This window comes from Arthrobacter sp. P4_H3, from assembly GCF_056400885.1.
The window spans coordinates 379,806-404,138 of record NZ_JBFUKK010000001.1 but is presented as its reverse complement, the minus strand read 5'-3'; the positions used below and the strand labels follow the sequence as shown (position 1 = coordinate 404,138).

The window sequence follows — 24,333 nt, the reverse complement described above, 5'->3', positions numbered from 1 at the left end:
TTGTGCGACGGCGCCTAAGGAGATAGGTCTTTTTCTTAGCTTTCTGTGGAACTTTCCTCGCTGCTGGAACCTGCCGGGATCAGTGCGGCATACGTCGCCGGACGCTTGGCCCGCATAACCAGCGCAGTAGTCACCCCTCCAAGGAAGAGTGCAGCCATGAGCGTCAACAGAATTCCCGCCGCCAGGTCACCGCCGACGAGAAGCCCGAAGTTCTGAAGGACCAGAAAGACAATTCCCCCGAGTCCGATAAGGGCAAGCGCGGGGGCCAGCAACGTGCCCCAGACCTTCTTGTTGTGTGGATTCCTCCGGAAGAACACGATCACCGCGAGTGACGTGAGAGCCATCAGAACAACGATGCCCAATGTGGCCGAGCCTGAGAACCAGGTGTAGGCCTGCGTTACCGGGTCTAGTCCGATGATCGCCTCGACACCTAGCAGTGCTATCGCAACTACCGAGACGATCAAGGCTGCCCTGGACGGAGCGTGGTGACGTGGGTGGATTGCACCAAGTCCAGCTGGCAGCACACCTTGGTTTCCAAGGGTGAAGAGGTACCGGGTCAGTACGTTCTGGAAGGTGAGGATGCAGGCGAAAAGGCTGGTGATGAGGAAAACCTGGAGCAGCGTGGCGAGGAGGGGGGACACGTACTGTCCCGCGAGCCCGACCACAATGCTGGTGGGGTCATTCGTGGCGATTTCGACGATCTGGCTGCTTCCGACTCCCGCCTGCAAGGCCCAGGCAGTGAAAGTGTAGAAAATGCCGACGCCGATAACGGCGATGTAGGTTGCCCGAGGGATAGTGCGATCGGGGTCACGTGCTTCGTTCCGGAAGACGGCGGTGGCCTCAAAACCGATGAACGAGAAGAAGGCAAACATGACGCCCAGAGGCGGGACACCTTCGCCCAAACGCGCGGGGGACAGCGAGTCACCACTCAAACCTTCCGCGCCGCCGTGGACAATCACCCCGATGTTTACTGCCAGCAGAACGACTGTTTCGATGACCAGGACCACGCCCAGCACCTTGGCGGAGAGCTCGACGTCCCGGTATGCAAGAGCACCGCAGGTTGCCATCAGCACCAGACTGCACAGCCACCAGGGAAGATCCGGACCGCCCAGATCGTGAACCGTGGTCTGGGCCGCTGATCCCAGGTATGAACACAACGCAAGAAACAGCAGCAAGTATGTTCCGAGCGCAAAAGTGGCAGCCCCCATGCCAACACCCCGGCCCAGCCCCGTTTGGATGTAGGAATAGAACGCTCCAGCATTTTTTACAAAGGGCGTCATCCTCGTAAAGCCAACGGCAAACAGAAACAGAATAGCGGTCGCGATAAGGAAGAACAGCGGACCGCCCGTGCTTCCCGATGCAGAAACGACAACAGGCCAACCAGCCACGACAGCTGTCATGGGCGCAGCTCCCGCCACAACCATGAACACGATCGACCGGACTCCAAGGCCCCTGCTGAGCAATCGGTCCGGGCTCAATATGCTGTTGGGTCCCGCATCCACCGGCTCAAATTTAACATCTTTAATTGCCATTCGTCCCTCCTGGACGTAGAAGCTGAGTGTCATCGCGATGCCTTCGACAAGGCGGAGTTGAACGGCATCGCGGAACCCACAAGTGGGGCCGGCCCCCTTGCCGAACGTCACTGTGAATTGGATTACAGCGTAGGAGTTACCCCAGGGTTTGCGGTGTTGAGCCTGCACATACATCCGTCCTGCGCATGGTCTTGATGCACAGCTATCAGCTGGCAAAAGAATGGACGCGGTCCGATGACCGAAGAGTTTCTGGAATGTGCACCACGCACATACAGCTAGTTATCGTGGTGCTCCCAGCACTCGCTGGCCGCAGTTTCCTCAGGCATTGTCGGAACTAACGGAGCTTCCCAGACTCCACACGGGACTAGGAACTTTTCGACAAAACCCACTTCTCCTGAAGGAGCACCCGATTATGAGCAGCACTATTTCGGTCTACAACCCCGCTACAGAAGAACAGATAGGCGAAGTGCCCGCCTACGACCTGCCGGACGTGAATGCAGCGGTCGAACGCGCACGGGCCGCCCAGCGCGCCTGGGTCCGCAAGCCACTGGCTGAACGCCGTGATGCCCTCTGGGCTATTGCCGATGCTGTCATCGCTCACAGCGACGAGCTGGCCTTACTCGAATCCACCGACGTTGGTAAGCCATTGGCGGCGGCCCGACAGGAAGTTCTTGGTGTCGCCGAGTGCTTCAAGTACTACGCCGGAACGGTGGACAAGATCCTCGGAGACACCATTCCCGTCGACGGCGGCGTCAGCATGACTTTCCGCGAGCCGCTGGGCGTGGTGGCCGTAATTGCCCCCTGGAACTTCCCTCTGCCTATCGCATCCTGGAGTATCGCGCCGGCACTGGCCAGCGGCAATTCCGTGATTGTGAAACCCGCCGCCCTTACCCCCCTGTCAACTGTCCGATTTGGTGAAATCGTGAAGGAACTGGACGTCGTCGGAGACGCGCTTCAGGTTCTCACTGGTTCGGGCGCCCGCGTCGGCAATGCCCTCGCTGAACACCCGGATGTTAACAAAGTAAGTTTTACTGGTTCCACCGAGGTCGGCCGGTCCATCGTCCAAGCGGCTTCAACGACGATGAAAAGAGTCTCTCTTGAGCTCGGCGGGAAGTCCGCCAGTATTGTCTACAACGACGTCGACCTCGCCAAGTGTCTGCAGGCAGCCCCGATGTCGGTCTTCGACAACACGGGCCAGGACTGCTGTGCACGCAGCCGCTTTCTCGTGCAGCGGGGAATCTTCGACGAGTTCGTTGAGGGATTCATCGAAACTACGCGGGCACTGAAAATCGGTAACCCGCTGGACGACAAGACCAACCTCGGACCTCTGGTATCGGCTGCCCACCGCGACACCGTTTCCAGCTTCCTCGAAAACGGGCTCAACGTCGTCACCGCCGGTGAAGCACCGGATGGCCCCGGCTTCTGGATGGCACCCAGAATCGTCATCGCCCCCGACCCCAAGAGCCGGGTGGCAACCGAGGAAATTTTCGGCCCCATCGCCTCGGTGATTCCCTTCGACACCGAAGAGGAAGCCATCGCGCTGTCCAACAGCTCAATCTACGGCCTGAGCGGCTCCATCTGGACCAACGACGTCGGCCAGGCCCTGCGGACGGCGCGGGCACTCGAGTCCGGGACTCTCTCGGTCAACTCAAACTCATCAATTCGAATCCAGACACCTTATGGCGGCTTCAAACAGTCAGGCATCGGCCGCGGACTGGGCCAAGCTGCCATCGAGGCATACACCGAACTCAAGACCGTATTTGTAAGGACAGAACCGTGACAACTGACACAGGGGAGCTGGTTCGGACCAACCAAGGCACCTCATCCGAAGTATCCAGTGAGACAGACACCGCCGTGCAGACCCTCAGCGTCCTCTACGGCAGCCAGACCGGGAACGCTGAGTTCCTTGCGTCCAAGATCGTGGACAAGGCAAACGGCCAGGGTTACTCAGCCGAGCTTATGAGCCTGGACATGCTGACCCCGCAAGATGCGGCACGCAAGGACCGCCTTTTGATCGTTACCGCCACACACGACAACGGCCACATGCCGGACAACGCGCAACCGTTTTGGGATCAGCTTCAAAGCGCCGGCTCAGACCTCTTCAAGGACGTTCCCTTCGCAGTCCTTGCCATTGGCGACTCCATGTACGAAGACTTCTGCAAAGCCGGCATCGACCTTGACGAGCGCTTTGGCGAACTCGGCGGCAAGAGAATCCTCGACCGCCTCGACTGCGATGTCGACTATGACCTGACGTCAGGCAAGTGGATCAAGGGCATGCTCGAGACCTTCAAGACAGTTGTTCCTAAGAAGCGAGACAACAGCCCGCAAGACTCCACTGTTCCAGGAGCAAACCCCGCCGAGCAGCCCAAAAGCACACGCCGGGAACCTGACACTGCCACCGTCGTCGAGGCCCGCCTCCTAAGCGCTCCAGAGTCCGAAAAAGAGGTCTGGCACTATGAGCTTGAGGTCAGCGGCGACAGCCGTAACTACCGGCCAGGTGACTCACTTGCCGTAATCCCCACCAACTCCATCGAGCTCGTGGAAAACCTCCTCGAATTCCTTGGCCTCGAGGGCAGCGAGGCGTTCGGTGAGGACGGCAAGACTGTACGCGAGACGCTTCAAAACGACTATGAGCTTCGGCTGCCCCACCTGGGCATCGTTGCCTGGCTCGTTGAAGATCTCGCAGCGGATCATCCCGTGCGGAACCTGGTCGAGTCCGGTGACCGGAACGCGCTGGAGAACTGGCTGTGGGGACGGGACATGCTGGACGTGCTGCAGGAAACCCGGACAACAGATGTCGACCCCGGCGAGTTCCTCTCAAAGCTGAGGCCTCTGCAGCACCGGTCGTACTCCATCGCCTCCAGTCCCCTCGCCGACGGCAACCGCGTCCACTTGACGGTCTCCTCTGTGCGATACGAGACCGCCGGGCGCCGGCACTCGGGGGCGTGCAGCGCTTTCCTCCAGTCCGCCGCACGCACCAAAAAAGCTATGAAAGTGTTCCCGCTGCCCGCGCACGAGTTCCACCTGCCCAAGGACAGCTCAGCTGATGTGATCATGATCGGTCCAGGTGTCGGAGTTGCCCCGTTCCGCGGGTTCCTCCGTGACCGTGAAGTCTCACAAGCCCGGGGCCGGAACTGGCTGTTCTTCGGGGACCGCCATGAAAAGCCTTCCTGGCTCTATCAGGCGGAAATGGAAGAACTGCAGAGCAACGGTGTGCTGGACCGCCTCAGCCTGGCTTTCTCCCGGGATCAACAGGGGAAGGTCTACGTCCAGGACCGGATCCGCGAAGAAGGTGAAGACATCTTTGCCTGGCTATCGGACGGAGCTTCCGTCTATGTGTGCGGTGGGAAACAGATAGCACCTGATATCGACGAAGCCCTATTGGCGGTGCTCGGCAGCCACGGCGCAATGACCCCCGAAAAGGCGTACGACTACGTGCAGTCCATGAAGACTGAGGGCCGTTACGTCAAGGACGTCTACTAGGCCCCGTCTGAACCCTGCCCAGTACCAGAGGGCTTTCGTGTCCCGGATACTCGGCAGAACTCGAAAAAAGTCTTGGCCTACGTACGGCTCTGGATGTGATCTGCCTTACCGCATGCATGTAGCCGGCAATCATGATGTGCAGCTTGCACATACGCCAATAGGATCCCGCTCTTAGTGTTTTTAGTAAGCAATATCAATGAGGATAAGAGGTACACAGTGAATCCCATCACACAGGTCCCGGAGGATCTCCAAGAACTCGAGGCAATCGACATGCAGGATCAATCCGCAGCGGCGTCAGCGCATAACGAACTGCAAAAGTTCGTCTCCGACAACGACATCAAAACGTTCAAAGTGGGCGTGGTGGACCTCGACGGTGTTTGGCGCGGCAAGCGCATTCCCGCCCGGTACTTCCTAGAAAGTGTCGCTGAGAGCGGAACGAATATCTGCAACATCATCTTCGGCTGGGACATTCAGGACGAAATCATTTCTGATCTCAGCTACACGGGGTGGGACACAGGCTATCCTGACGTGACGCTCCTCCCGGATCTCAGTACCCTGAAGGTCGTTCCCGGGGAACCCGGCGTGGCTTCCGTCATCTGCGACGCCTACGAGATGTCGGGCGAGCCTGCGGCAATCTGTCCTCGCAGCATTCTCAAGCGGGTTGTGAAGAAAGCCAAAGACCTTGGATACTCGCCAGTCTGCGCCTACGAGTTCGAGTTTTATCTGTTCAAGGGCACTCCGACGGACCTGGCCGCCAAGGACTGGCGCGATCTGACCCCCATCACGGCGGGCAGCCATACCTACAGCCTTGTCAGGGACACAGGCACCGAGTTCCTCATCGGTGAGATCCGACGCCGCCTGTCTGAGCAGGGCATTTTCATCGAGGCCAGCAACAGTGAAAACGGTCCAGGCCAGTTCGAGATGAACATCCACTATTCGGATGCTCTCGCGGCCGCGGACAACGCCCTCCGGCTTAAAGCCACCGTCAAGGAGGCTGCAGCTGAAGCCGGCTACACGGCATCGTTCATGGCCAAGATCAACCCGGAGTGGGCCGGTTCTTCCGGACACATGCACCAGAGCCTTTGGGATCCGGAATCTGGCAAGTCAGCTTTCGCCAATGCCGACGAGCCCAGCGAACTGAGCGCCATCGGGTACAACTACCTGGCGGGCGTCGTCGAGACGGCGCCGGAGCTCACGGCCGTCTACCTGCCCACTATCAACTCTTACAAGCGGACCGAAGGTGGTCAGTGGGCCGGATCCAGCGCCACCTGGGGGCTCGACAATCGTACGGTCGCAATCAGGTCCATTCCGTCAAAGGGCAGTGCTGCACGCATCGAAAACCGGGTACCGGGCGCTGACGCCAATCCCTACCTGGTCATCGCCGCAAGCATCGCCGCCGGCCTGCACGGCGTGGAGCAGGAACTGACTGCCCCGGAGCGGGTGGTAGGAAACGCTTACGCCCTGGAGGAAGGACACCAGGTAAAGCAGCTGCCCGGAACACTCGACCAGGCCATCGAACAGTTCGAGAAAAGCGAGGTCGCCAAGGCGTACTTCGGCGAAACGTTCGTTACCCACTACGTCCAGACGAGGCGCTGGGAGCTTCGCAAGCTTCAGACCAGTGTCACCGACTTCGAAATCGCACGTTACCTGGAACGAATCTAGCGCCCAACACCGCGCGAAGAACGTTCATTCCCGTATTTCATACTCAGAAAGAAGCACCCAATGACTACTCACCCCGGAAAGATCGCTGCAGTCACCGGAGCCGCGTCCGGAAACGGCCTTGCCATCGCAGAAAAGCTGCTCAAGGAGGGCGCCACCGTCGTAGCCCTCGACCGTGACGAGGCCGCGCTCGAGCGTCTGGTTGGCCAGCACCCCGAAATGGTGGCTGTTGTTATGGACGTCGCCGACGAAGCCTCAGTGCGCAGCGGCATGGCCGAGATCGACGCAAAATTCGGCCGGCTCGACACCCTCGTCAACAACGCAGGCATCGTCAAGGGCAGCAACTTCGACGACGTGAGCGTAGCGGAATGGGACCAGGTCTTCGCCGTGAACTCCACCGGACCGTTCCTGGTCAGCCAGGCCGCACGGCCGCTGCTGGAGAAGGGCGCTGGAGCCCGGGGCGACGATTCGACCAGCGCCATCGTTAACATCACTTCTGTCGAGGCCCATATCGTCATTGCCAGCAGCGGGCATCCCCAGGTGCACTACAACGCTTCCAAGGGTGCACTTCTTATGTTCACGAAGGCTTTGGCCATCGAAACCGCAGCTTCCAAGATCCGCGTTAACGCTGTCGCCCCCGGCTTCATCGAGACCCCGTTCACCAAGTCCGTACTGGAAAACCAGGAGGCCGTGAAGTTCCTCCTCGACCGTACGCCGCTCGGACGAATCGGACGGCCCTCCGACGTTGCCAATGCAGTCGCCTTTCTGGCCAGCGACGAGGCCAGCTGGGTGACCGGTACCACCATCCACGTCGACGGTGGTTGGCTGGTTTACTGACATGAGGGCGCCCCTTATTGCCATTTCAGCGGCCCGGCAAACCGTCGATACCGCCTTTGGCCCGATGCCTTCAACGGTCCAGAACATGGCCTACGCCAACGGCGTGCTTGCCGCGGGCGGCCGTCCCGCCATTCTTCCATCCACGGCAACAATCCCGGATGCGGCTCTTGAAGGATTTGACGGGCTCATCCTCACCGGTGGCGGTGACATCAGCCCCCGGCTGTACGGCGAGGACCCGATCGACACGGTCTATGACGTCTGCGACATCAGGGACGACTTCGAAATCGAACTTTACAACGAGGCTATGCTGCGCGGCCTGCCCATCCTGGCCACTTGCCGGGGGATGCAGCTTGTCAACGTCATCCGCGGCGGCAACCTCGTCCAGGAAGTGAGCCCGGACAGGGGGCACTGGCAGGACCACCCCTCACACGAACCATGGCACAAGGTACAGCTGGAGCCCGGTTCCGAACTTGCCCGGATCTCCAAAGGCCTGAGCATTCCCGTGAACAGCTACCACCATCAGGGCTTGGGAAAGCTCGGAACAGGTCTTCGTGTCGTGGGACGGGAAGGCGACGTCATCGAAGCAATTGAAGCCGATGATGCCCGCCTCATCGGAGTCCAATGGCATCCCGAGCACATGGTCGACTATCACGAAGCCCAGAAGGCCCTCTTCGTTGATCTCGTGGAGAAGGCCGCAGCGTACGCACAGTCACAGAAACCACTTCAGGAGCAATTCTCATGAGCACAGAAACTGAGCGGGGACTCAGCCACAACAAGTCAGACTTTGACTTCCACGGACGGTCGCTCGATAACATTTTCGACGAATACCAGGACATACTGGCCAACGGCCCTGTTGGACACAGCAACAAGTATGGAGGCTTTTGGTACATCACCAAAAGCGAGGATATCTTCAACGCCGAGCAGGACCCCGATACCTTCGCTGTCGGTCCCTCAATGCTCCTTCCGGCGTTCGGCACTGACGTCCCCCTGATTCCGATCGACATCGATCCGCCGACCCACGCTGACTTCCGCAAAATCCTGCTGCCGATGTTCACACCCATGAACATCTCAAAGCTGACACCCGGCATGCGGGAGACCGCTAAGCAGCTGTGCCAGGAGGTCCTTGCAGCCGGCGACGTCGTTGATGTTTCGGCGAAGCTTGCCCGCCCGATGCCGACCATTATCTTCAGCCGCCTGGCCGGATATCCGGAACAGGACTGGCCGATTTTCGACCGGTGGATTGACGAGATCATCTATGAGCGGACCGCTCATCCGGAAAAGGCATACGCGGCCGGACGCGAGCTCAACGACTACTTCGACCGTCTTCTCGACGAACGGGAAAAGGCCGGACCGGAGGCAGAAGCCGGCAATGACCTGATCACCCAGCTTCTGAAAGCGGAAGTGAAAGGCCGGAAGCTCACGCGTGAAGAGCTGCTGTCGTACTGCTACCTGCTTTTCTTGGCCGGGCTGGACACGACCGCCTGGGCGATCCGTTCCGCCCTTTGGTACCTGGCCGGCAACCCGCAGGCCCAGCAGCAGTTGCGTGAAAACCCGGAACTGATCCCCACCGCTGCAGAAGAATTCCTGCGGACGCTTTCCCCGGTTCAGGCCATGGCCCGCACCGCGAAGAAGGACACAGTTGTCCGGGGCCAGGAGATCAAGGCCGGTGAACGCGTCGTGCTCGTCTTCGGCGCGGGCAACCGTGACCCAGAGGTCTACGAAGAACCCAATGACATCAAGATTGACCGTGAAGACAACCGCCACCTGGCCTTCGGCGGAGGGATCCACCGGTGCCTTGGCTCGAACCTTGGCCGCGCCGAAATGGTTATCGCCATGGAGGAATTCCTGAAGGCTGTCCCTCACTTCGAACGGGCGAATGACGACGAACCGTGGCACGGCGTCGGCCCGCTTACCCTCAAGATTGGAGCTTGATCACCATGGGAGAACTTTGGGTCGACGGAGGGCGTTGCCAAGGCCACGCCCGGTGCTGGGCTCTGGCACCTGAAACCTTTGAGATCGACGAGGAAGGCTACGCGCACGTCATTCCTGGCCGCGAAAACAGCGGCGATGAACCCAACGTCCGAAAGGCCATCCGGAACTGCCCCGAACGGGCAATCCTGGAACGGGAAACGAACGAGGCCAGCGAGAAAGCATCAGAGGTTTCGACGTCGTGACACATCTGCCAGAGCGGATTGCGGTCGTTGGCGCTTCGGTTGCATCAGCAATGCTGATTGAACGCAGTCGCGAGCTGGGCTTTGCAGGCGAATTTATCGTCATTGATTCAGACCCGAACGCGCCCTACGACAGGCCCCCGCTGTCCAAGCAATTCCTTCTAGGCACTGGTCCCGTTGAACCGGCCGAGTGGTGGCCGGAGGCTACACCGATCCTCAACGCAAAGGCGATCGGGCTGCTCACCGACAAGCGAACTGTCCTGCTGGACAAGCTCGGAGAGGTAGCTGCTGACGCGGTCGTCATCTCAACAGGAGCCGGTTCAATCCGGCTGCCGAACGAGCCAGCGGGCGTTCTAAGCCTAAGAACCGCCCAGGACGCCCTGGCCCTGCGCAACGCTGTGGATGCAGGAGCTGCCAGTGCAATCATCATCGGCGCCGGAACCATTGGTGCGGAACTGGCGTCTACTCTCGCCCAACGTGGGCTTGCCGTCACGGTAGTGGATTTGGCTCCGCAACCAATGCAGCGCTTCTTTTCGGGGCATCTTGGGAAGGAAGCGAAGGCATGGATGCACCAGGCCGGTGTTGTAACTCATTTTGGGGTTGCTGTGGAATCCATTCAGAAAACTGATGCGCACTGGACGGTCCGGGTCAGCGCCCTGGACCTGCACGCCGACCTGGTTATTAGCGCTATCGGTGCGCGGCCCAATACCGAATGGCTGACCTATAGCGAGCTTGACGTTTCCAACGGAGTCCGTTGCACTGCGGACGGGAAAGCCCTGCTGGCCAGCGGTGAAATCGCCGACGGGATCTTCGCTATCGGAGACGTTTCGGCCCGGCAGGCGGAGGACGGAACCTTTCGGCGGTTCGAGAGTTGGACCCAGGCCCAACGGCATGGCGCAGCCCTGGCTGAATACTTTGCCGGTTTCGACTCCACGGAACTGGAACAGGCTCCGTACGGGTGGACGGAGCAGTTCGGCCGAAAGGTACAGGTACACGGAATGCTTCCGTCGGCAGGTGAACTCGTACAGGTATACGCTGCAGAGGAACGCAACGCCGCCTTGTACCGGATTGGATCTGCGGAGGAGGACGTGGCTTGGATAGGCGTCAACGCGCCAAGGCAGTTCAGCCGGGCGTCCATGGGCATGAGCCTTCTAAGCTGAAACCATGAAACCCCCTGCTGAGCCCGCGGCCTCGCAACCGAATGAGGCCCTGCCCGCTGACTATCGCCATAAACTCCAAATAGCAGAGCTTCGCGCAGATACCTTGTCCGAGCTCACGCAGCTAATGATGGAAGGACCGGATCCACTCGCGCTTGCTCAAAGAGCAGTGGACTTGGTAGCCAGGGCAACAAACTCAGCAGGGGTTTTCGTCTACCTGTGGGATGAACAGGAACAAGTCCTTGTCATGCGCGCAGGCACCGCTGGAGTGCAAAGCCAGCAAGTGGGAAGAGTCACCCTTCGCCTCGGCGAAGGTGTAACTGGCTGGGTAGGGCTTACTAGGCAGTCGGTTGTCCTTAACAAGAACATTCAGCAGGACCCGCGGTTCGTCAGCATCAGCGAACTGCAGGAAGAAGATTTCAATTCGATGCTGGTTGTCCCGATCGTGGCACCGACCGGGACCCTGCTAGGCGTGTTTAGCCTCTGGTCATATGAGGAGGAAACCTTCACCTGGGAGTCGAAGCTGATTGCTGACGAGGTGGGCGTGCTGCTTGCCAGCGGCCTGCTGCAGGCTGAGACTGTTGATGACTTGCGGCGCCAATCCGCAGCAGCGCATTTCCTTGTCGATTTCCCGATCAACTCCGCCACTTCCGTCCTGCAGTGCGCCCAGGTGGCCGCCCGGTCGATTCTTAAGCACATGAGCTCGGACGCCTGCGTCATTGAATATTTCGGGCGTGGTCCAGCCACGTCGCCGCCCACCGCCATTGCAATGGACAAGGGCGAGCGGAGCGGAATCATGGTTCGAACCACTCATTCACGAACCGCAACGTCCGAGTTCATTGAATCCAACGTCGCTGGACACGAGCGGATATCTGTCTCCTTTGGCCTGACGAGCACCCGGGGCATCGTCACGTGCTATCGTCCACGCCGCTATTCCGCCAGAGAGCTCGATCGGCTGAGCGCCATTTGCTCTCAGCTGGCCGCTCTGTTTGAAGCAGTAGAACTGGAGTCCGTCGGTTCATCCCATGCTTCACGCTTGCTCCGAAGCGTCGGCACGAGCACATTCGCCCGGATTCTCGAGGAGTCAGGCTGGTCCAAGGGCCGCACTCTGCCGGTTCTGGTGCGAGTGAAACGGCTGAAATTCGACTCTGACGCGGTGTCCAGGCGCATCGCCCCCTATCTTCAGGAGCTGGCTGGCTCCCGATCCCTGGTCTTCACTGAAGGCCCCCTCAGCCTGCTCTTTATCGATACCGCCTCCGGCTCCGGAGAAGAGATCAAGGCGAAGTTGGAGACAACTCTTTCTGACCTCGACGAACACCGTGGCGTCTCAGCTTTCGCCGGCGTAGGTCCACTGGCGCGGGACGTCGCCTCTCTGCAGCCAGCGCTTTCAGACGCCGAAACCGCACTGGCATGGACAGAACTGGTCGGCAGGACATCCGGGAGACGAGTAACCTCTTTCAGCGACATAGAACACCTGCAGGAACTGCCGCTTGTTGGGGAAGGGATGTCTGCGGAGATCAGGGACGTGCTCGCGGAACTCAGGTCCCTCACGCACTACGACGCGGAAAATGGAACCCAGCTGGCCGAAACAGTCGCCATGCTCCTATCCAACAAAGGATCCATTGCCGACACGGTCTCAAAACTGCACATCCACCGCAACACACTCCGGCAACGGCTCCAGCGTGTAGAGCAGCTGATCGGTCATTCATTCGAAGAAGCCGGCGACTGGCTTCCCACGGGCATTGCAGCGCGACTGGCGATGCGCGAAGGCCACCGCGCGGTTCTTCAATGACGGCAACAGCGGCCGGAGTTCGCTGAGGAATATTCGCGTGATCCCAAGAGCACCAGGGTGTGGCACACACATTTGGATCTTAATGTGCAATCGGCACTGCGGTCCCGGCGATGCTGTTCGCTACGTTGAAGTTGTCCGCGGGAGTCGGGGATTAAAGGCCATGGGGCCTTGTGTCCGGGTTAACCGCACCGGATGCCACCGTCCCTTCACAACCGGGGGTTTCGAACGCTGAAACCCCGATCGCCCGATAAGGAATTCGAGCATGACCAATCAGCCAAACCTGCCCCGAGGTACCGGTACCCTGCAGGCACTCGTCATACAGCCAGATTTCCACTGCCCGCTGGACCGTCTCGGTGTTTGGCTGCATGACGAGGGAATAACCACCAGAATTATCCAGCCTTTCATTGGCGACGTGATCCCGGACGTGATCCAGGAGGACGCCTTGGTGGTTCTTGGCGGAGACATGAGCTCCTTGGACGACGATGCCTATCACTGGCTTACCGACATCCGGCGCCTTATGGCGGCCGCCGACAGCCATAGAAAGCCCACGCTAGGGATCTGCCTTGGAGCTCAGCTGATGGCACAGACGTTCGGAGGGACCGTGGCTAGGGGAGACCAAGGCCTCGAGGCGGGGGTCGTAGAGGTGGCATTACGGCCCGATGCTGCCAAGGATCCCTTGATGGCCGGATTGCCGGGTCCATTCTTCGCAGGCGCCATGCATGGGGACATGATCGAACAACTCCCGCCGTCAGCGGTATGGCTCGGGATGACGGCCCAGTATCCGCACCAAGCTTTTCGAGTAGGCGAGATGTCATGGGGAGTTCAGTTTCACCCGGAAATCTCGCCGGTGGTCTACCGCCAGTGGTTGTCCCTGGTCAAGGAGAATGACACGGATGCCGTAGAGCGGGCCGGCCGCGGAATGAAAGCATTCGAGAATCAAGACCAGATCGTGAGGGAGCATACCGAGGCGATGGCGCGACGCTTCGCCCACCTGGTCCGAACGACCGCAACTGTGGCTACTCAGTAACCAACAGTGCGTGGTGGTGCTGCGGCCGCGGGTTGGACACACTAGTCGATGCAGCGATTCCTGCCCCTGGACCCATTGAGTCTGCGGGCAGGAACAGGTCCTTGCCAGTCCCTCGTGCCACCGAGTCGTCGGGAGCGGGGCAAGGCACGGCGTGTTCATGCCTGGCCCAGCACGGTGTCCCAAGTGGTACAGCCAGTCCCCCGCAGAACGCGGTCAGGATACTTCCACAATGGATGGTGCTCTCACGGTCAGTGGAGCCAGTGTTTCTCCGGCTGAGTAGCTATCTGCGAAAACAGCCGCTCCTGCGCTGGTCAGAGCTACGGGGACATTTGCCCACATATTGATGCCTTCTTCCACCGACACCGCCGGCAAGTTGAGATGGGCGAGGTGCACGATCTCGTTTCCTTGTTCGATGGACAGGCATGCCCCGTCGGGCCCGACTTTAATTCTTGGGTTGCAAATTGAGACCGACATTAGCCCGTGATGGGCGAGGAAGCGGGCCTCTCCACCGAACTGGAGCACAAAGTTGTTCCCGTCGGATTGATCCAGGCTTCTGAACGGGAAATAGAACTGTCGGGTATTTGTCACGGCAGCACCCTCGCGCAGGAGTATGCGTCCATCGCGCATAGACTGCACGTACTGTACAAAGCTCTCTTTCACCGCCCAGGCCATGCCGAGATCTGCTCTTTCCACAGGAAGTTCGGACATCAGGGTTCCTTCTCGTTGCCAGGTTGCACACGGCCGGTGGGGCTCCCGCTCCCGACTCACCAGGAATGGGAGTGGCTTACCGACTCTTCATATTCGACCATTTTCGTGCCGGCTCAGATGATCGATATGTACTGCGGGCACAGCGTTCGCATCGGCTGTGTGCCTGGTGCCCATCCGTTAGGACGGTGGACCCGCGGTCGGCTCGTGAGGTCGACAGCCTGCTGGAAGGGCGCCGCCAGCGCGCCGCCGTTGGGGGAGGGGCGCTGATGGGCTCGACCAGTCAGACCGGCGGTCCTGAATCAGTCTGAGAAGTTCAGTTGTTCAGGGGCGACGCACTCGTAGACGAGACCAGGAGGAATCTGATGGCTGAGTTCAAGGGTGTAGGACCAAGGGCCGTACCAGGTGACAAGAACGCCTAACGCTTCATCCGGGACCGTTTCAGAGCGCAGTCGGGTAATGGCTCTTGCTAACTCATTATCATCATGCAGCTGTTCCAGAAGCTGTACGCGTCCAGGGGCAGCGGAGTGTTCGCACGTCATGGTGCAGCAGCATGCTGGAAGCCAGGGCAGAGGCTTGACCTGTCGGTTTCCCATCTATAGTCGACCCACACCTTGAAACCGTCTGCCCGGTGAAAGAGACGGCGGGGCTCGGCGCCGTGACTGTCGAGCCATAGGATTTGATCGTCATCGGTGACTGCATCGACAACTCCGCGGCGGATCTCCTTATCCAGAAGTTTCACGATGACCAGTTGACCGACCAGCGGCTGCCATTTGGGTTGCAGATGAAATGCCATTTGATGCCGTGCCCTTCCTATGGAGCGGGCTGTGCCTGCCTTCTACCGGGCAGGCACAGCCGATGTCCTATACCTTTACGAGGTCCTGCCAGTCGGCGAGGTCATGTCCATGGGCATCGCTGACAGACTTGTGGGTGACCTTTCCCGCCGCCACGTTCAGACCGCCGGCCAGAGCGGGGAGCCGGTCGAAAGCACCTTTGACGCCGTAATTGGCCAAAGCCACCGCGTAGCGGAGCGTGACGTTGGTCAGCGCGTAAGTGGACGTGTTCGGGACAGCGCCGGGCATGTTGGCCACGCAGTAGAAGATCGTCTCGTGAACCTTGTACGTGGGTTCCTGATGCGTGGTGGGGTGCGTGTCCTCGAAGCAGCCGCCTTGGTCCACCGCGATGTCCACCAGGACCGAGCCGGGTTTCATCCGGGCCACGAGGTCGTTGGTGACGAGCTTGGGTGCCTTCGCTCCCGGAATCAGGACGGAGCCGATGACGAGATCTGCATCGATAACTGACTTTTCGATCTCGTACGAGTTTGACGCCACGGTCTTGAGCCGGCCCTGGTACTGGGCGTCGAGTTCGCGCAGCCGGTTGATGTTGATGTCCAGGATGGTGACGTCGGCGCCGAGGCCGAGCGCCATGGCCGCGGCGTTGGTGCCTGCGACACCTGCACCGAGGACAACCACCTTGGCTGGGCGGACGCCGGGAACGCCGCCGAGCAGCACGCCTTTGCCGCCGGCGGGCGCCATGAGGGAGGTCGCGCCGACCTGGACGGAGAGCCTGCCGGCCACCTCGGACATGGGTGCGAGCAGCGGCAGCGTTCGGCCTTCCTGGACCGTCTCGTACGCAATGGCCGTGACGCCGGAGTCGACAAGCGCCTTCGTCAGTGCGGGTTCCGCGGCAAGGTGAAGGTAGGTGAAAAGGAGCAATCCCTCGCGGAAGTGGCGGTATTCGGACGCCACGGGTTCCTTAACCTTCATCACCATGTCGGCTCGGGACCAGACCTCTTCTGCAGTCTCAACGATCTCAGCTCCGGCGAGTGCGTACTCCTGATCGCTAATGCCGGAACCAGCGCCGGCACCGGTTTCCACGAGCACGTCGTGGCCGTTTGCTTTGAATTCTTGCACGCCGGCAGCCGTGATGGCGACGCGGAACTCGTTGTTCTTGATTTCCTTGGGGACGGAGATAATCATGCTCATGCTTTCTGACGAGATTGATGCTTGTGGGCAAAAGAATGACAGAAACTGCGGAAGATCGAACTTGGCGTGCAGGATCTGCGGCAGAATTGAAGAAACTAGTCAATTCCTGCATTGTGAGGAGCATTACACGGTGTCCGACCCGCAGAAACTGCAACAGGCGATCCTGGACGAAGTCGACCAGAAGCTTCTGGGCCTGCTGTCCGAGAATTCAAGGCGTACCAATCAGTCGTTGTCGGAAGCCCTCGGACTTGCGCCGTCAACCTGTCTGGCCCGCCTCAAGGCGCTCAAAGAGTCGGGGGTGATCAAGCGGTTCACCGTCGAAGTCGCACCCGAAGCAATGGGCCTGCCTCTCCAAGCCCTGGTTAGCGTGCGGCTTAGACCTGGCGCCCGTCACCTCATGAACGCCTTCGGAAACGAGTTACGGGACCTTCCCGAAATCAAGCAGTTCTTCGTACTCGGCGGTGCAGACGATTTCTTGATCCACATCACGGCCAAAAACACCGAGCACATCCGTCAATTCGTACTGGATCACTTGTCATCGAATCCTGCCGTAGCAGGCACCCAGACCAACCTCGTGTTCGAACACGGTCACGGAACCGCCTTCGGGCTCTAGGTGGCCTAGGACAAACCGCCATAAATGGCCCAGGCCGAGGGGCATCCCGAGGTTTCGTGGTCGAGGCAACTGAGCGTTCCGGTCCATGTCTTGCACTAGTTAGGGGCGACGCCAGCTGCTCCAATGGCATTACGAGACGCAAAGACGTCGCTTATCAGGAAAGGAACCGAAAGTGCCATCCTCAGATGCACGTAATCCCGACTTTCAGAAAATCTTCGAAAGCCTGCCGAACCAATACATCATCGTCGCCCCCGACAGAACGATTGTCGCCGCCACTGACTCCTTCCTTGCATCTACGGGAAAGAGCCGTGAGGGAATCGTCGGCATGGACATCCTTGACGCTTTTCCAGACAACCCGGACAACCCTGATGCGAAGGGAACAGAGATTCTGCGCAGCTCCATCGAGCGTGTTGTCGAGACCGGAAAGATCGACATTCTTCCACCTGTTCGCTATGACATCGAGAACTCGGACGGAATTTTCGAGCCCCGCTGGTTCCAGCCCCTGAACGCCCCGGCTTTCGACGATGAGGGCAAGCTCGTCTACGTCCTGCACGGAGCGGAAGACATCACGGCTCAAATGATGAGCAAAAGCTGAACCTCCCGTAATCAGGCGCACCGAACCGATAGGACTGAAATCATGGACGACGTCAAAGTAACCCTCATTGGAGGACCGACCCTGCTCCTCGAGATCTCCGGCTACCGGATGATCACTGACCCCACCTTCGATTCTCCCCAGGTCTACCACCACCCAATCGCCGGGCCAGTTACCAAGAAGCTAGGCCCGAGCGCCACACCCGAGGAGCTCGGTCAAATTGATCTGGCTCTCGCCTCCCACGAGCACATCGACAATCTGGACGTGGCCGGCCGGGGTTTTCTGACGATGGTGCCGCTTGCCCTCACCACGACGGAGGCTGCGAAGAACTTCGGCCCCAACGTCCGCGGGACCAGCGACTACGAGACTCATACCGTTACGCTTCCCGATGGCAGGCAGATGAAAATCACGGCAGTGCCGGCGCATCATGGCCCGGAGGGCGTGTGGGACGCACTCGGGCCCGTTATTGGCTTTGTCCTCGAAGCAGAGGGCATGCCGACGATTTACATCAGCGGTGATAACTCCGAGCTGGATATCGTGCGCGAAATTGCGGATCGTTTTCCAGCCATTGATATCGCTGTGCTCTTCGTCGGCGGCGCAAAATTCGATGTGATCGCAGATGGCGCGTACATCACCCTCAGCAATGACCGGGCCCTGGAGGCGGCCAAGATCATGGGTGTCAAGAAGGTCGTTCCAGTGCACGAGGATTCGTGGGAACATTTCAGCCAGAATGCTGACCAGATCAGCAAGCTTTTCGCGGATGCCGGGCTCAGCGAACTCCTCATCGCCTTGAAACCGGGGGAGTCTGCAGACATCCGGCTCTAGCAAACGGACCGCAAGAATCGAAGGTTGGACGGTTATCGGCCAACCTTCGATTCGTGCTTTAAAGGCAGAACCGGTGCAAGCCCCCGAAGGACAGTGTGGCATCAACTTATGTGCGCGGCGCACACACAGTACCCCGACAGGTGGGGAAGAATGGCGGCAGCACAACTCACAGATCGCTTGGAGCTCACGAACGATGACAATCATTGCAGAGCAGTTCACCCGGGAACACGACGACCTGGCGAATTCAGCAAGACGCCTGAGTGCTGATTATTGGTCCGTATCGCAAGGGCTGCGGCTGCTGGGTGACCGCTGGTCCCTGTTGATCGTGCGAGAACTCCTCGGCGGTGAAATGGGGTTCAACGACATGTCCCGGGCGCTGCCTGATCTCTCACGGACGCTGCTCTCCCAGCGGCTCAAGCGACTGGCCCAGCTGGAGCTTGTCATCCGCAACGATGAAACCGGCCCCCGCGGCTCACGCCGCTACAGACTGACGCCGGTCGGCTACGGGCTGCGGCAGACCCTGGAGTCGCTCGGCCTCTGGGCGAGTCAATGGCAGGCGCCCTTCGAGAATGACCTGCGGGCAGGACTTGGCACACTGCTCGAACACATGGGCCGCAGCCTTGTGACAGGTTCCCTGCCCCGGAAGTCACTTGTCCTGGGGTTCGAGTTCGACAATGTCAGGGGAGCTCCCTTTCAAGGTTGGATCTGCAGAGAGAACAGCAAGACAACCGCGAGCATCGGCCGCTCAGAACGTGTCCCGGATCTTCAGATCCATGTCGCCCCGCGGGTCCTCTACGATCTGTGGTGGGGTCTTCGCCGCTGTGAGGATGCACGGCAGCTGGGCTCCATCGGATTTGTTGGTCCGCACGAGTGGGCTGCGGAGTTCTCCGGTTGGTTCACTCCTCGAGCAGCAGCTTCCTAGCGTTCAGCGCCCCAACTCCAGATGCCTCCGAGGATTGTCGGCTCGTACCTTTCCCTGTTTTTTCGCCGTTTGATCCGCGGTCCGGTTCCTTTTCTGGATGCAACACAGGATATGAAACAGGGTCTACACCCCTCAGCCGGGGGAGAGTATGGTCAAGTAAACAGAGGTGCCGTCGCCAAGCGTGCGTGTCTAAGAGACCACGTTATGTCGGCGCTGTTTTCTTGGAGGAACCGGGATGGCTGGATGGAATGCTGACACGGCTGCCGGCCCAGTAGGGGCAGGGACCGTCACCCTGGTCGAGGAAACTTCGTTCTGCATTTCCTTGCCCAATGGCGACATTCATCCTGAGCACCCGCATGGCCTGTTCGTCCAGGACACCCGCTTCCTGTCCCGCTGGAACCTGACAGTCAACAATCACCCGCTTGAGTCCTTGGCTGCCGAGACACGCGAGCCTTTCCGGGCCCTGTTTGCAGGTCGCGTTCCCCGCTCCGACGGATATGCCGACAGCCCGCTGATCGTCGAGCGGCTGCGGGAAGTCGGCGCCGGTCTCCAAGAACAACTTACGGTTCGCAATTACTCAACAAAGCCCGTCCAATGCGCGATTTCCTTGGAGGTTGAAGCGGATTTCGCGGACCTCTTCGAAGTGAAGGAAGCCCGGATTCAGCGAACGTGGAACGCAACCCGCCATGTCGACCGGGACCAGTTGACCATTGATGGCGCTTGGCAAGGCATGCGAAAACGGGTAGTCATTCAGGCGCCAGGAGCCGACGTGAAGCCGGAGGCGGTCACCTATCAGGTATCCGTCCCGCCGCACGGTCACTGGAGCGCAATTGTCAGTGCTACGGCTGAGGTCGAAGGCTCCGCCCGGAGCGCTGCACTTGTCCACCCCGATGGGGAAGGGGTGTCCCCAAGTGACCGGCGCCGCAAGGAATGGGTTGCCAAGATTCCGGTTGTACGCATGAGTAATCGATCCATTGAGCGGACATTACGGCGGAGCTACGATGACTTGGGTGCCCTCCGGATCGAGGACCCGAATCATCCCGAGCGTGTTGTGGTGGCTGCAGGTGCCCCGTGGTTCATGACGCTCTTTGGCCGTGATTCCTTGTGGGCCTCGGAAATGGCGTTACCGGTGGATCCATCACTCGCCCTGGGGACGCTGCAGACGCTGGCGGACCGGCAAGGAAGCGTTGTGGACCCGCTGACGGAGGAGGAGCCCGGCAAGATCCTGCACGAAGTAAGGTTTAGTGTCAACGCTGGCTTGGCCCTTGGAGGCAAATCGGCCTACTACGGAAGCGTCGACGCGACTCCGCTGTTTGTTGATGTGCTCGGAGCCGTCAGCCGGTGGGGATTCGGAGCAGATATCATCGCCAATCTGCTGCCTCACGCGGACCGCGCCTTGGAATGGATAAGTCATTACGGGGACAAGGACGGCGACGGTTTCGTCGAGTATGAACGCCTCAACGACCAAGGCCTGATAAACCAGGGCTGGAAAGACTCCTGGGACGGCATCAATTTTGCCGATGGAATGCTTGCCGAGCCTCCAATCGCGCTCTGTGAAGTCCAGGCCTATGTCTATGCCGCGTATACCGCGCGTGCCTGGATGGCATACGACGCGGGCGACACGGCACGGGGAGATGAACTCGCCGATCGGGCGGCGGAACTGAAGCGGAGATTCAACGAGCAGTTCTGGATGCCGGACCGGGGGTACTATGCAATCGCACTCGACGGCAGGAAGCGACAGGTGGACGCGTGTGCTTCCAACATGGGCCACTGTCTGGTCTACGGACTCGTAGACGAGGACAAGGCTCCGCAGGTTGCCGAGCGGCTTATGTCTCCGGAGATGTTCAGCGGCTGGGGTATACGGACCTTGGCCAGCAACATGGGCGCATATAACCCGGCCAGCTATCACAACGGCTCGGTATGGCCCCACGACAATGCAATCATCGCTGCCGGTCTGTTGCGATACGGCTTCGTGGCGGAAGCACAGCGCATTACCACTGCGATATTGGAAGCCGCCGAATTCTCGGGCGGGCGCTTGCCAGAGCTGTTTTGCGGCTTTAGCCGTGATCAATTCGCCGAACCCGTACCTTATCCAACAGCGTGTTCGCCCCAGGCTTGGGCAGCGACCGCACCGATCCTCCTGGTAACGAACCTGATGCGGTACGACGTTCATGTCTCCCGTCGGGGACTGTGGATGGATCCTGTGCTTCCGGAAGCCTATGGTGATCTGCACATCACCAACGCACCTGTTGGTGGCGGCCGGATCACCATCGACATCGATAGGTCCGGCCCCTCCATTCAGGGCCTGCCTGAGTGGATGGAATTTCGACGCGGACATCGGCCATGGATTACGGAACTGGTCGAACAGGCAGACCGCCGACGACGGAAGTAGGCAGCCTGACTGTCGTCAACACCCTCGATGTTACAGCGCCGCCATCCCCTCTGGGACGAAGCCGGCGAACAGTTAGATGATGACTTCTGGCACGCCTCCCGTTAGGCGCGGCGACTTGCCCAACGGGAGACGTGGCATGATGAGCGCTATCTTCAGCGCTCATCATGCCCGCACTTCACATGGCGCCTACGCGCCCGCTCAGTGCTCCGGCCAGTAGTCGTAGACGTCACTGGTCCCACGCATGAATTCGATAAAGACGCAGTCCCTGTCCCCGACGGTCCATGCTTCATGCTCCGGCGGCAGCATCATAAGATCTCCGGCTGAGAATTCCTCCTCGGATCCGGTACGCTGGCGCACCCCCAAACTGCCTTCCAGGATGTAGGCGACATGCGGCATAGGACACATATCCGTGTCGAGAATTCCGGTCTTGACCGCATCCTCCGTCACTGATGCCCCCACCGGAAAGCGGACGAGAACGGCGCTGGCCCCGTCAAGGGTCACCATCCTCTTCGTGATCCGCCCGATAGTGATGAGTTCGTAATTGTCCTCGTCGACAAAATTGGCCTTCTGCATGCGCGAGAGGTCTGTAGTCATAGTTCTTCGTCTACTCCTTCGTGGTTTAAGGCGTCAGCGGTGACGCCTTGCTTCAATTCAGCGCCCTGCTCTGTAGACCGGACAAGTACGAAAGCTGTACCGCCCCCGATACTGAACACACTGTTCCACGCAGTTGCCCTCTCCAGGGCGGAATATCCGACGACGTCCCTAAAGCCGGATTGTCAGAACCAGAGCCAGCGAAACAAACCCTGCAACCAATGTCGAGGCGCCAAGAGCGGCCGGAAGGAAGCCGTCGGCGGCCCGGGCAGGTGGCCCGTCCGGGGCTGTGAGAATTTGATGGTGCCGGAGGTATCGCCGACGGACCACAAACAGTAAGAGCACGGACTCCAGAACGCCCGCCACACCCAACAGCAGTGACCAGGGCCCCAGGATGGGCGGAAGGACCTTCATGGCGACGAGGGAGCCTGCGAGGAACGCAAGACAGGTCCGTTGCCAGGCCAGACCCGTGCGCTCCGGTTGGAGACCGGGATCGAAGAGCCCGGTCACTTCAGAACGATTCCAATCAGAACCAGGACCGCAACCGCTACCAGCAGAACAGTCAGGGGGAGCGAGAGGATCGTCGGGGGAAGAGGTGAACTCTTCCGCAGGGCCTGTTCCGTCCTCGTCCACCCGCCCCAGGCCTGGATGGCCGACATGATCCCGCTGAGGATCAGCAGGATGGACGCAGAGAGCCGGTACCCGGGATGGATGCCGAGGCCCAGTGCCTCGAGAGCGACCCCGCCGGCGAGTAAAGCCAGTGCGGTGCGGATCCACGCCAGGAAGGTGCGTTCATTAGCGAGGCTGAACCGTGGATCCGGTTCATCTCCCTGGCTGAAGACTCTTTTGGGAAAGCGATTGAGCTCAGCCAACTGTCTCGCCTTCTCCGGCTTTGTTGACGCGGAACATCGCGTTGGAGTGTTCGGTCCATTCGTCGACGCGGACCCGGACTGCCGTGCGCGGGTTGCGGATCGCGTAGGGCGCACCGAAGTAGTGGGTGGTCATGGCATCGATGATCTGGAGGTCCTTGTCGTCGAAGAATTCAACGGCGGTTCCCAGAACGGTGACGGCCTCTGTCCAGTCATCATTCGTCAGGACGGTGAGTGACACTCGCGGGTCCTCGCGAAGGTGTTGGAGCCGGCCCCCGCGGGAATTGCCCGAAGCAATGCTCAGAAGGATGTGCCCGGCATCTTCAACGAGATACACAATCTGGACGCTGACAGGGCGCCCGTCGGAGGCGACCGTGGACATGACTGCAGGATTGGGTTGGGAGATGAAGTCGTACACGTGCTGGGGGAGAGCGGGCATGAGGGCGCGCCTTTCAGGGTGGGAACGGGTACGCCAGAATGCCCCGCACGCTCGACTGGTACGCGCGCCGGGCAACTGGGCCTGGCAGGTGCTGTGGTTACTGCTGAGAGTTTCCCCAGGTAGCACGAAGCTGGTCAAGGTACACCCGGAGCTCCGCGACCATTGACATGCTGTGCGGTTCGGCCACCCATTGCTGCTGGAGCCCGTCAAGCACAGCGATGGTGTTGCGGACGATGGCTTCAACGGGGGCGTCCGGGAGGATCTCGCCCGTTCGCTTGCCGTCCTCGATGGCTTGGGTGAGCCATTCCCGGGTGCTGCGGTAGTGATCGAGCATCCATTGGTTTGCCGGGTGTTTGGCTTCGGTGGCTTCTGCCGAGATCCGGACGAACAGGCCGATCCACTCCGGCCGGGTGGAGTTGCGGGCAACGAGGGCGACGAGCGAGTCGAAGGCCGCCCATCCCATGGGTGCCGCGCCTTCTCCGAAGAGGAATTCGCTGTCTTCCTTTTCTCGCTGTTCGAGCACCGCAGTGAGCAGGGCGGTCTTGTTGGGGAAATGGTGGAGGAGGCCTGACTGGGACAGCCCAGTCCGGAGTGCTACCTCGGCGATGGAGGATTTGTTGTACCCGCTGGTCGAGAACAGCTCAATCGCCGCCTGAATGGCCTTGGCCCGGGCGATGTCGCCGGCCTTTTCCGTGCGGTTCCGCTCGCGTTCAATGCGGTAGCCGGGTGGGTAAGACATGCC

Annotated in this window: 24 protein-coding genes; 15 read left to right on the top strand and 9 right to left on the bottom strand. The window is 60.0% G+C overall.

Annotation, left to right across the window (positions count from 1 at the left end; translation table 11 throughout):
- Positions 1 to 35: 35 nt before the first annotated feature.
- On the bottom strand, positions 36 to 1,643 hold the full coding sequence (locus tag AC1DRE_RS01860) for an APC family permease (protein WP_476983078.1): 1,608 nt from the start codon (positions 1,641 to 1,643) through the stop codon (positions 36 to 38).
- Between the two features lie 301 nt (positions 1,644 to 1,944).
- Between AC1DRE_RS01860 and AC1DRE_RS01855 the strand changes: the two genes are divergently transcribed.
- The 10 genes from AC1DRE_RS01855 (at position 1,945) to AC1DRE_RS01810 (ending at position 13,658) form a co-directional block, all read left to right on the top strand.
- Entirely contained in the window at positions 1,945 to 3,312 is a 1,368-nt protein-coding gene (locus AC1DRE_RS01855) for an aldehyde dehydrogenase family protein (protein WP_476983077.1), read from the top strand.
- A complete protein-coding gene (locus AC1DRE_RS01850; RefSeq protein ID WP_476983076.1) occupies positions 3,309 to 5,015 on the top strand; it encodes a diflavin oxidoreductase in 1,707 nt (568 codons plus the stop codon). The genes AC1DRE_RS01855 and AC1DRE_RS01850 overlap by 4 nt, the downstream gene beginning before the upstream one ends.
- A 216-nt stretch (positions 5,016 to 5,231) precedes the next feature.
- Positions 5,232 to 6,677 (top strand): glutamine synthetase family protein, encoded by a 1,446-nt coding sequence (locus tag AC1DRE_RS01845; RefSeq protein WP_476983075.1) that lies wholly within the window; start codon positions 5,232 to 5,234, stop codon positions 6,675 to 6,677.
- 60 nt (positions 6,678 to 6,737) lie between these two features.
- Positions 6,738 to 7,511 (top strand): SDR family NAD(P)-dependent oxidoreductase, encoded by a 774-nt coding sequence (locus AC1DRE_RS01840; RefSeq protein WP_476983074.1) that lies wholly within the window; start codon positions 6,738 to 6,740, stop codon positions 7,509 to 7,511.
- A 1-nt stretch (position 7,512) separates the two neighbouring features.
- Positions 7,513 to 8,253, top strand: a complete 741-nt coding sequence (locus AC1DRE_RS01835; RefSeq protein WP_476983073.1) for a gamma-glutamyl-gamma-aminobutyrate hydrolase family protein — start codon at positions 7,513 to 7,515, stop codon at positions 8,251 to 8,253.
- Positions 8,250 to 9,443 carry a cytochrome P450 gene (locus AC1DRE_RS01830; protein ID WP_476983072.1) on the top strand — a complete coding sequence of 398 codons (1,194 nt, stop codon included), beginning with the start codon at positions 8,250 to 8,252 and terminating at the stop codon, positions 9,441 to 9,443. Before AC1DRE_RS01835 ends, AC1DRE_RS01830 begins: the two co-directional genes overlap by 4 nt.
- 5 nt (positions 9,444 to 9,448) lie before the next feature.
- Complete coding sequence (locus AC1DRE_RS01825; RefSeq protein ID WP_476983071.1) at positions 9,449 to 9,685, top strand: ferredoxin; 237 nt, start codon at positions 9,449 to 9,451, stop codon at positions 9,683 to 9,685.
- Positions 9,682 to 10,842, top strand: a complete 1,161-nt coding sequence (locus AC1DRE_RS01820) for an NAD(P)/FAD-dependent oxidoreductase (protein WP_476983070.1) — start codon at positions 9,682 to 9,684, stop codon at positions 10,840 to 10,842. Before AC1DRE_RS01825 ends, AC1DRE_RS01820 begins: the two co-directional genes overlap by 4 nt.
- Positions 10,843 to 10,846: 4 nt before the next feature.
- On the top strand, positions 10,847 to 12,631 hold the full coding sequence (locus tag AC1DRE_RS01815) for a helix-turn-helix domain-containing protein (RefSeq protein ID WP_082581629.1): 1,785 nt from the start codon (positions 10,847 to 10,849) through the stop codon (positions 12,629 to 12,631).
- Between the two features lie 262 nt (positions 12,632 to 12,893).
- Positions 12,894 to 13,658, top strand: a complete 765-nt coding sequence (locus AC1DRE_RS01810; RefSeq protein WP_476983069.1) for a type 1 glutamine amidotransferase — start codon at positions 12,894 to 12,896, stop codon at positions 13,656 to 13,658.
- 213 nt (positions 13,659 to 13,871) lie between these two features.
- Here AC1DRE_RS01810 and AC1DRE_RS01805 read toward each other — a convergent pair whose 3' ends face one another.
- The 3 genes from AC1DRE_RS01805 to ald form a co-directional block, all read right to left on the bottom strand.
- Complete coding sequence (locus tag AC1DRE_RS01805) at positions 13,872 to 14,366, bottom strand: HtaA domain-containing protein (protein WP_235009456.1); 495 nt, start codon at positions 14,364 to 14,366, stop codon at positions 13,872 to 13,874.
- A 535-nt stretch (positions 14,367 to 14,901) separates the two neighbouring features.
- The gene (locus AC1DRE_RS01800) at positions 14,902 to 15,159 is read right to left on the bottom strand and encodes a hypothetical protein (protein WP_110504006.1); all 258 of its coding nucleotides are present in this window, start codon (positions 15,157 to 15,159) and stop codon (positions 14,902 to 14,904) included.
- Positions 15,160 to 15,226: 67 nt separating this feature from the next.
- Positions 15,227 to 16,342 carry an alanine dehydrogenase gene (gene ald / locus AC1DRE_RS01795; RefSeq protein WP_476983329.1) on the bottom strand — a complete coding sequence of 372 codons (1,116 nt, stop codon included), beginning with the start codon at positions 16,340 to 16,342 and terminating at the stop codon, positions 15,227 to 15,229.
- Between the two features lie 4 nt (positions 16,343 to 16,346).
- Between ald and AC1DRE_RS01790 the strand changes: the two genes are divergently transcribed.
- From AC1DRE_RS01790 to AC1DRE_RS01770, 5 genes are all read left to right on the top strand, one after another.
- The gene (locus tag AC1DRE_RS01790) at positions 16,347 to 16,961 is read left to right on the top strand and encodes an Lrp/AsnC family transcriptional regulator (protein ID WP_476983068.1); all 615 of its coding nucleotides are present in this window, start codon (positions 16,347 to 16,349) and stop codon (positions 16,959 to 16,961) included.
- 172 nt (positions 16,962 to 17,133) lie between these two features.
- A complete protein-coding gene (locus AC1DRE_RS01785; RefSeq protein WP_476983067.1) occupies positions 17,134 to 17,556 on the top strand; it encodes a PAS domain S-box protein in 423 nt (140 codons plus the stop codon).
- Between the two features lie 42 nt (positions 17,557 to 17,598).
- On the top strand, positions 17,599 to 18,378 hold the full coding sequence (locus tag AC1DRE_RS01780) for an MBL fold metallo-hydrolase (protein WP_476983066.1): 780 nt from the start codon (positions 17,599 to 17,601) through the stop codon (positions 18,376 to 18,378).
- A 193-nt stretch (positions 18,379 to 18,571) separates the two neighbouring features.
- Positions 18,572 to 19,300 (top strand): winged helix-turn-helix transcriptional regulator, encoded by a 729-nt coding sequence (locus AC1DRE_RS01775; protein WP_476983065.1) that lies wholly within the window; start codon positions 18,572 to 18,574, stop codon positions 19,298 to 19,300.
- Between the two features lie 235 nt (positions 19,301 to 19,535).
- Positions 19,536 to 21,692, top strand: coding sequence for an amylo-alpha-1,6-glucosidase (locus AC1DRE_RS01770; RefSeq protein ID WP_476983064.1), 2,157 nt, complete (start codon positions 19,536 to 19,538; stop codon positions 21,690 to 21,692).
- 198 nt (positions 21,693 to 21,890) lie between these two features.
- Here AC1DRE_RS01770 and AC1DRE_RS01765 read toward each other — a convergent pair whose 3' ends face one another.
- The 5 genes from AC1DRE_RS01765 to AC1DRE_RS01745 all read right to left on the bottom strand — a co-directional run bounded on the left by AC1DRE_RS01765 (position 21,891) and on the right by AC1DRE_RS01745 (position 24,330).
- Positions 21,891 to 22,286 carry a cupin domain-containing protein gene (locus tag AC1DRE_RS01765; RefSeq protein ID WP_056387777.1) on the bottom strand — a complete coding sequence of 132 codons (396 nt, stop codon included), beginning with the start codon at positions 22,284 to 22,286 and terminating at the stop codon, positions 21,891 to 21,893.
- Positions 22,287 to 22,454: 168 nt separating this feature from the next.
- Entirely contained in the window at positions 22,455 to 22,793 is a 339-nt protein-coding gene (locus AC1DRE_RS01760; RefSeq protein ID WP_354261447.1) for a DUF202 domain-containing protein, read from the bottom strand.
- Positions 22,790 to 23,155, bottom strand: a complete 366-nt coding sequence (locus AC1DRE_RS01755) for a YidH family protein (RefSeq protein WP_056387771.1) — start codon at positions 23,153 to 23,155, stop codon at positions 22,790 to 22,792. Before AC1DRE_RS01755 ends, AC1DRE_RS01760 begins: the two co-directional genes overlap by 4 nt.
- Complete coding sequence (locus tag AC1DRE_RS01750; protein ID WP_354261443.1) at positions 23,148 to 23,591, bottom strand: pyridoxamine 5'-phosphate oxidase family protein; 444 nt, start codon at positions 23,589 to 23,591, stop codon at positions 23,148 to 23,150. The genes AC1DRE_RS01755 and AC1DRE_RS01750 overlap by 8 nt, the downstream gene beginning before the upstream one ends.
- A gap of 97 nt (positions 23,592 to 23,688) precedes the next feature.
- The gene (locus tag AC1DRE_RS01745; RefSeq protein WP_056387765.1) at positions 23,689 to 24,330 is read right to left on the bottom strand and encodes a TetR/AcrR family transcriptional regulator; all 642 of its coding nucleotides are present in this window, start codon (positions 24,328 to 24,330) and stop codon (positions 23,689 to 23,691) included.
- Positions 24,331 to 24,333 lie beyond the last annotated feature (3 nt).

Bases quoted from the DNA above. Each gene is read 5' to 3' on its own strand.
- AC1DRE_RS01855 (WP_476983077.1), top strand. From the start codon at position 1,945: ATGAGCAGCACTATTTCGGTCTACAACCCCGCTACAGAAGAACAGATA.
- AC1DRE_RS01840 (WP_476983074.1), top strand. From the start codon at position 6,738: ATGACTACTCACCCCGGAAAGATCGCTGCAGTCACCGGAGCCGCGTCC.
- AC1DRE_RS01835 (WP_476983073.1), top strand. From the start codon at position 7,513: ATGAGGGCGCCCCTTATTGCCATTTCAGCGGCCCGGCAAACCGTCGAT.
- AC1DRE_RS01830 (WP_476983072.1), top strand. From the start codon at position 8,250: ATGAGCACAGAAACTGAGCGGGGACTCAGCCACAACAAGTCAGACTTT.
- AC1DRE_RS01825 (WP_476983071.1), top strand. From the start codon at position 9,449: ATGGGAGAACTTTGGGTCGACGGAGGGCGTTGCCAAGGCCACGCCCGG.
- AC1DRE_RS01815 (WP_082581629.1), top strand. From the start codon at position 10,847: ATGAAACCCCCTGCTGAGCCCGCGGCCTCGCAACCGAATGAGGCCCTG.
- AC1DRE_RS01810 (WP_476983069.1), top strand. From the start codon at position 12,894: ATGACCAATCAGCCAAACCTGCCCCGAGGTACCGGTACCCTGCAGGCA.
- AC1DRE_RS01805 (WP_235009456.1), bottom strand. From the start codon at position 14,366: ATGTCCGAACTTCCTGTGGAAAGAGCAGATCTCGGCATGGCCTGGGCG.
- AC1DRE_RS01800 (WP_110504006.1), bottom strand. From the start codon at position 15,159: ATGGCATTTCATCTGCAACCCAAATGGCAGCCGCTGGTCGGTCAACTG.
- ald (WP_476983329.1), bottom strand. From the start codon at position 16,342: ATGATTATCTCCGTCCCCAAGGAAATCAAGAACAACGAGTTCCGCGTC.
- AC1DRE_RS01790 (WP_476983068.1), top strand. From the start codon at position 16,347: ATGCTTTCTGACGAGATTGATGCTTGTGGGCAAAAGAATGACAGAAAC.
- AC1DRE_RS01780 (WP_476983066.1), top strand. From the start codon at position 17,599: ATGGACGACGTCAAAGTAACCCTCATTGGAGGACCGACCCTGCTCCTC.
- AC1DRE_RS01775 (WP_476983065.1), top strand. From the start codon at position 18,572: ATGACAATCATTGCAGAGCAGTTCACCCGGGAACACGACGACCTGGCG.
- AC1DRE_RS01770 (WP_476983064.1), top strand. From the start codon at position 19,536: ATGGCTGGATGGAATGCTGACACGGCTGCCGGCCCAGTAGGGGCAGGG.
- AC1DRE_RS01765 (WP_056387777.1), bottom strand. From the start codon at position 22,286: ATGACTACAGACCTCTCGCGCATGCAGAAGGCCAATTTTGTCGACGAG.
- AC1DRE_RS01750 (WP_354261443.1), bottom strand. From the start codon at position 23,591: ATGCCCGCTCTCCCCCAGCACGTGTACGACTTCATCTCCCAACCCAAT.
- AC1DRE_RS01745 (WP_056387765.1), bottom strand. From the start codon at position 24,330: ATGTCTTACCCACCCGGCTACCGCATTGAACGCGAGCGGAACCGCACG.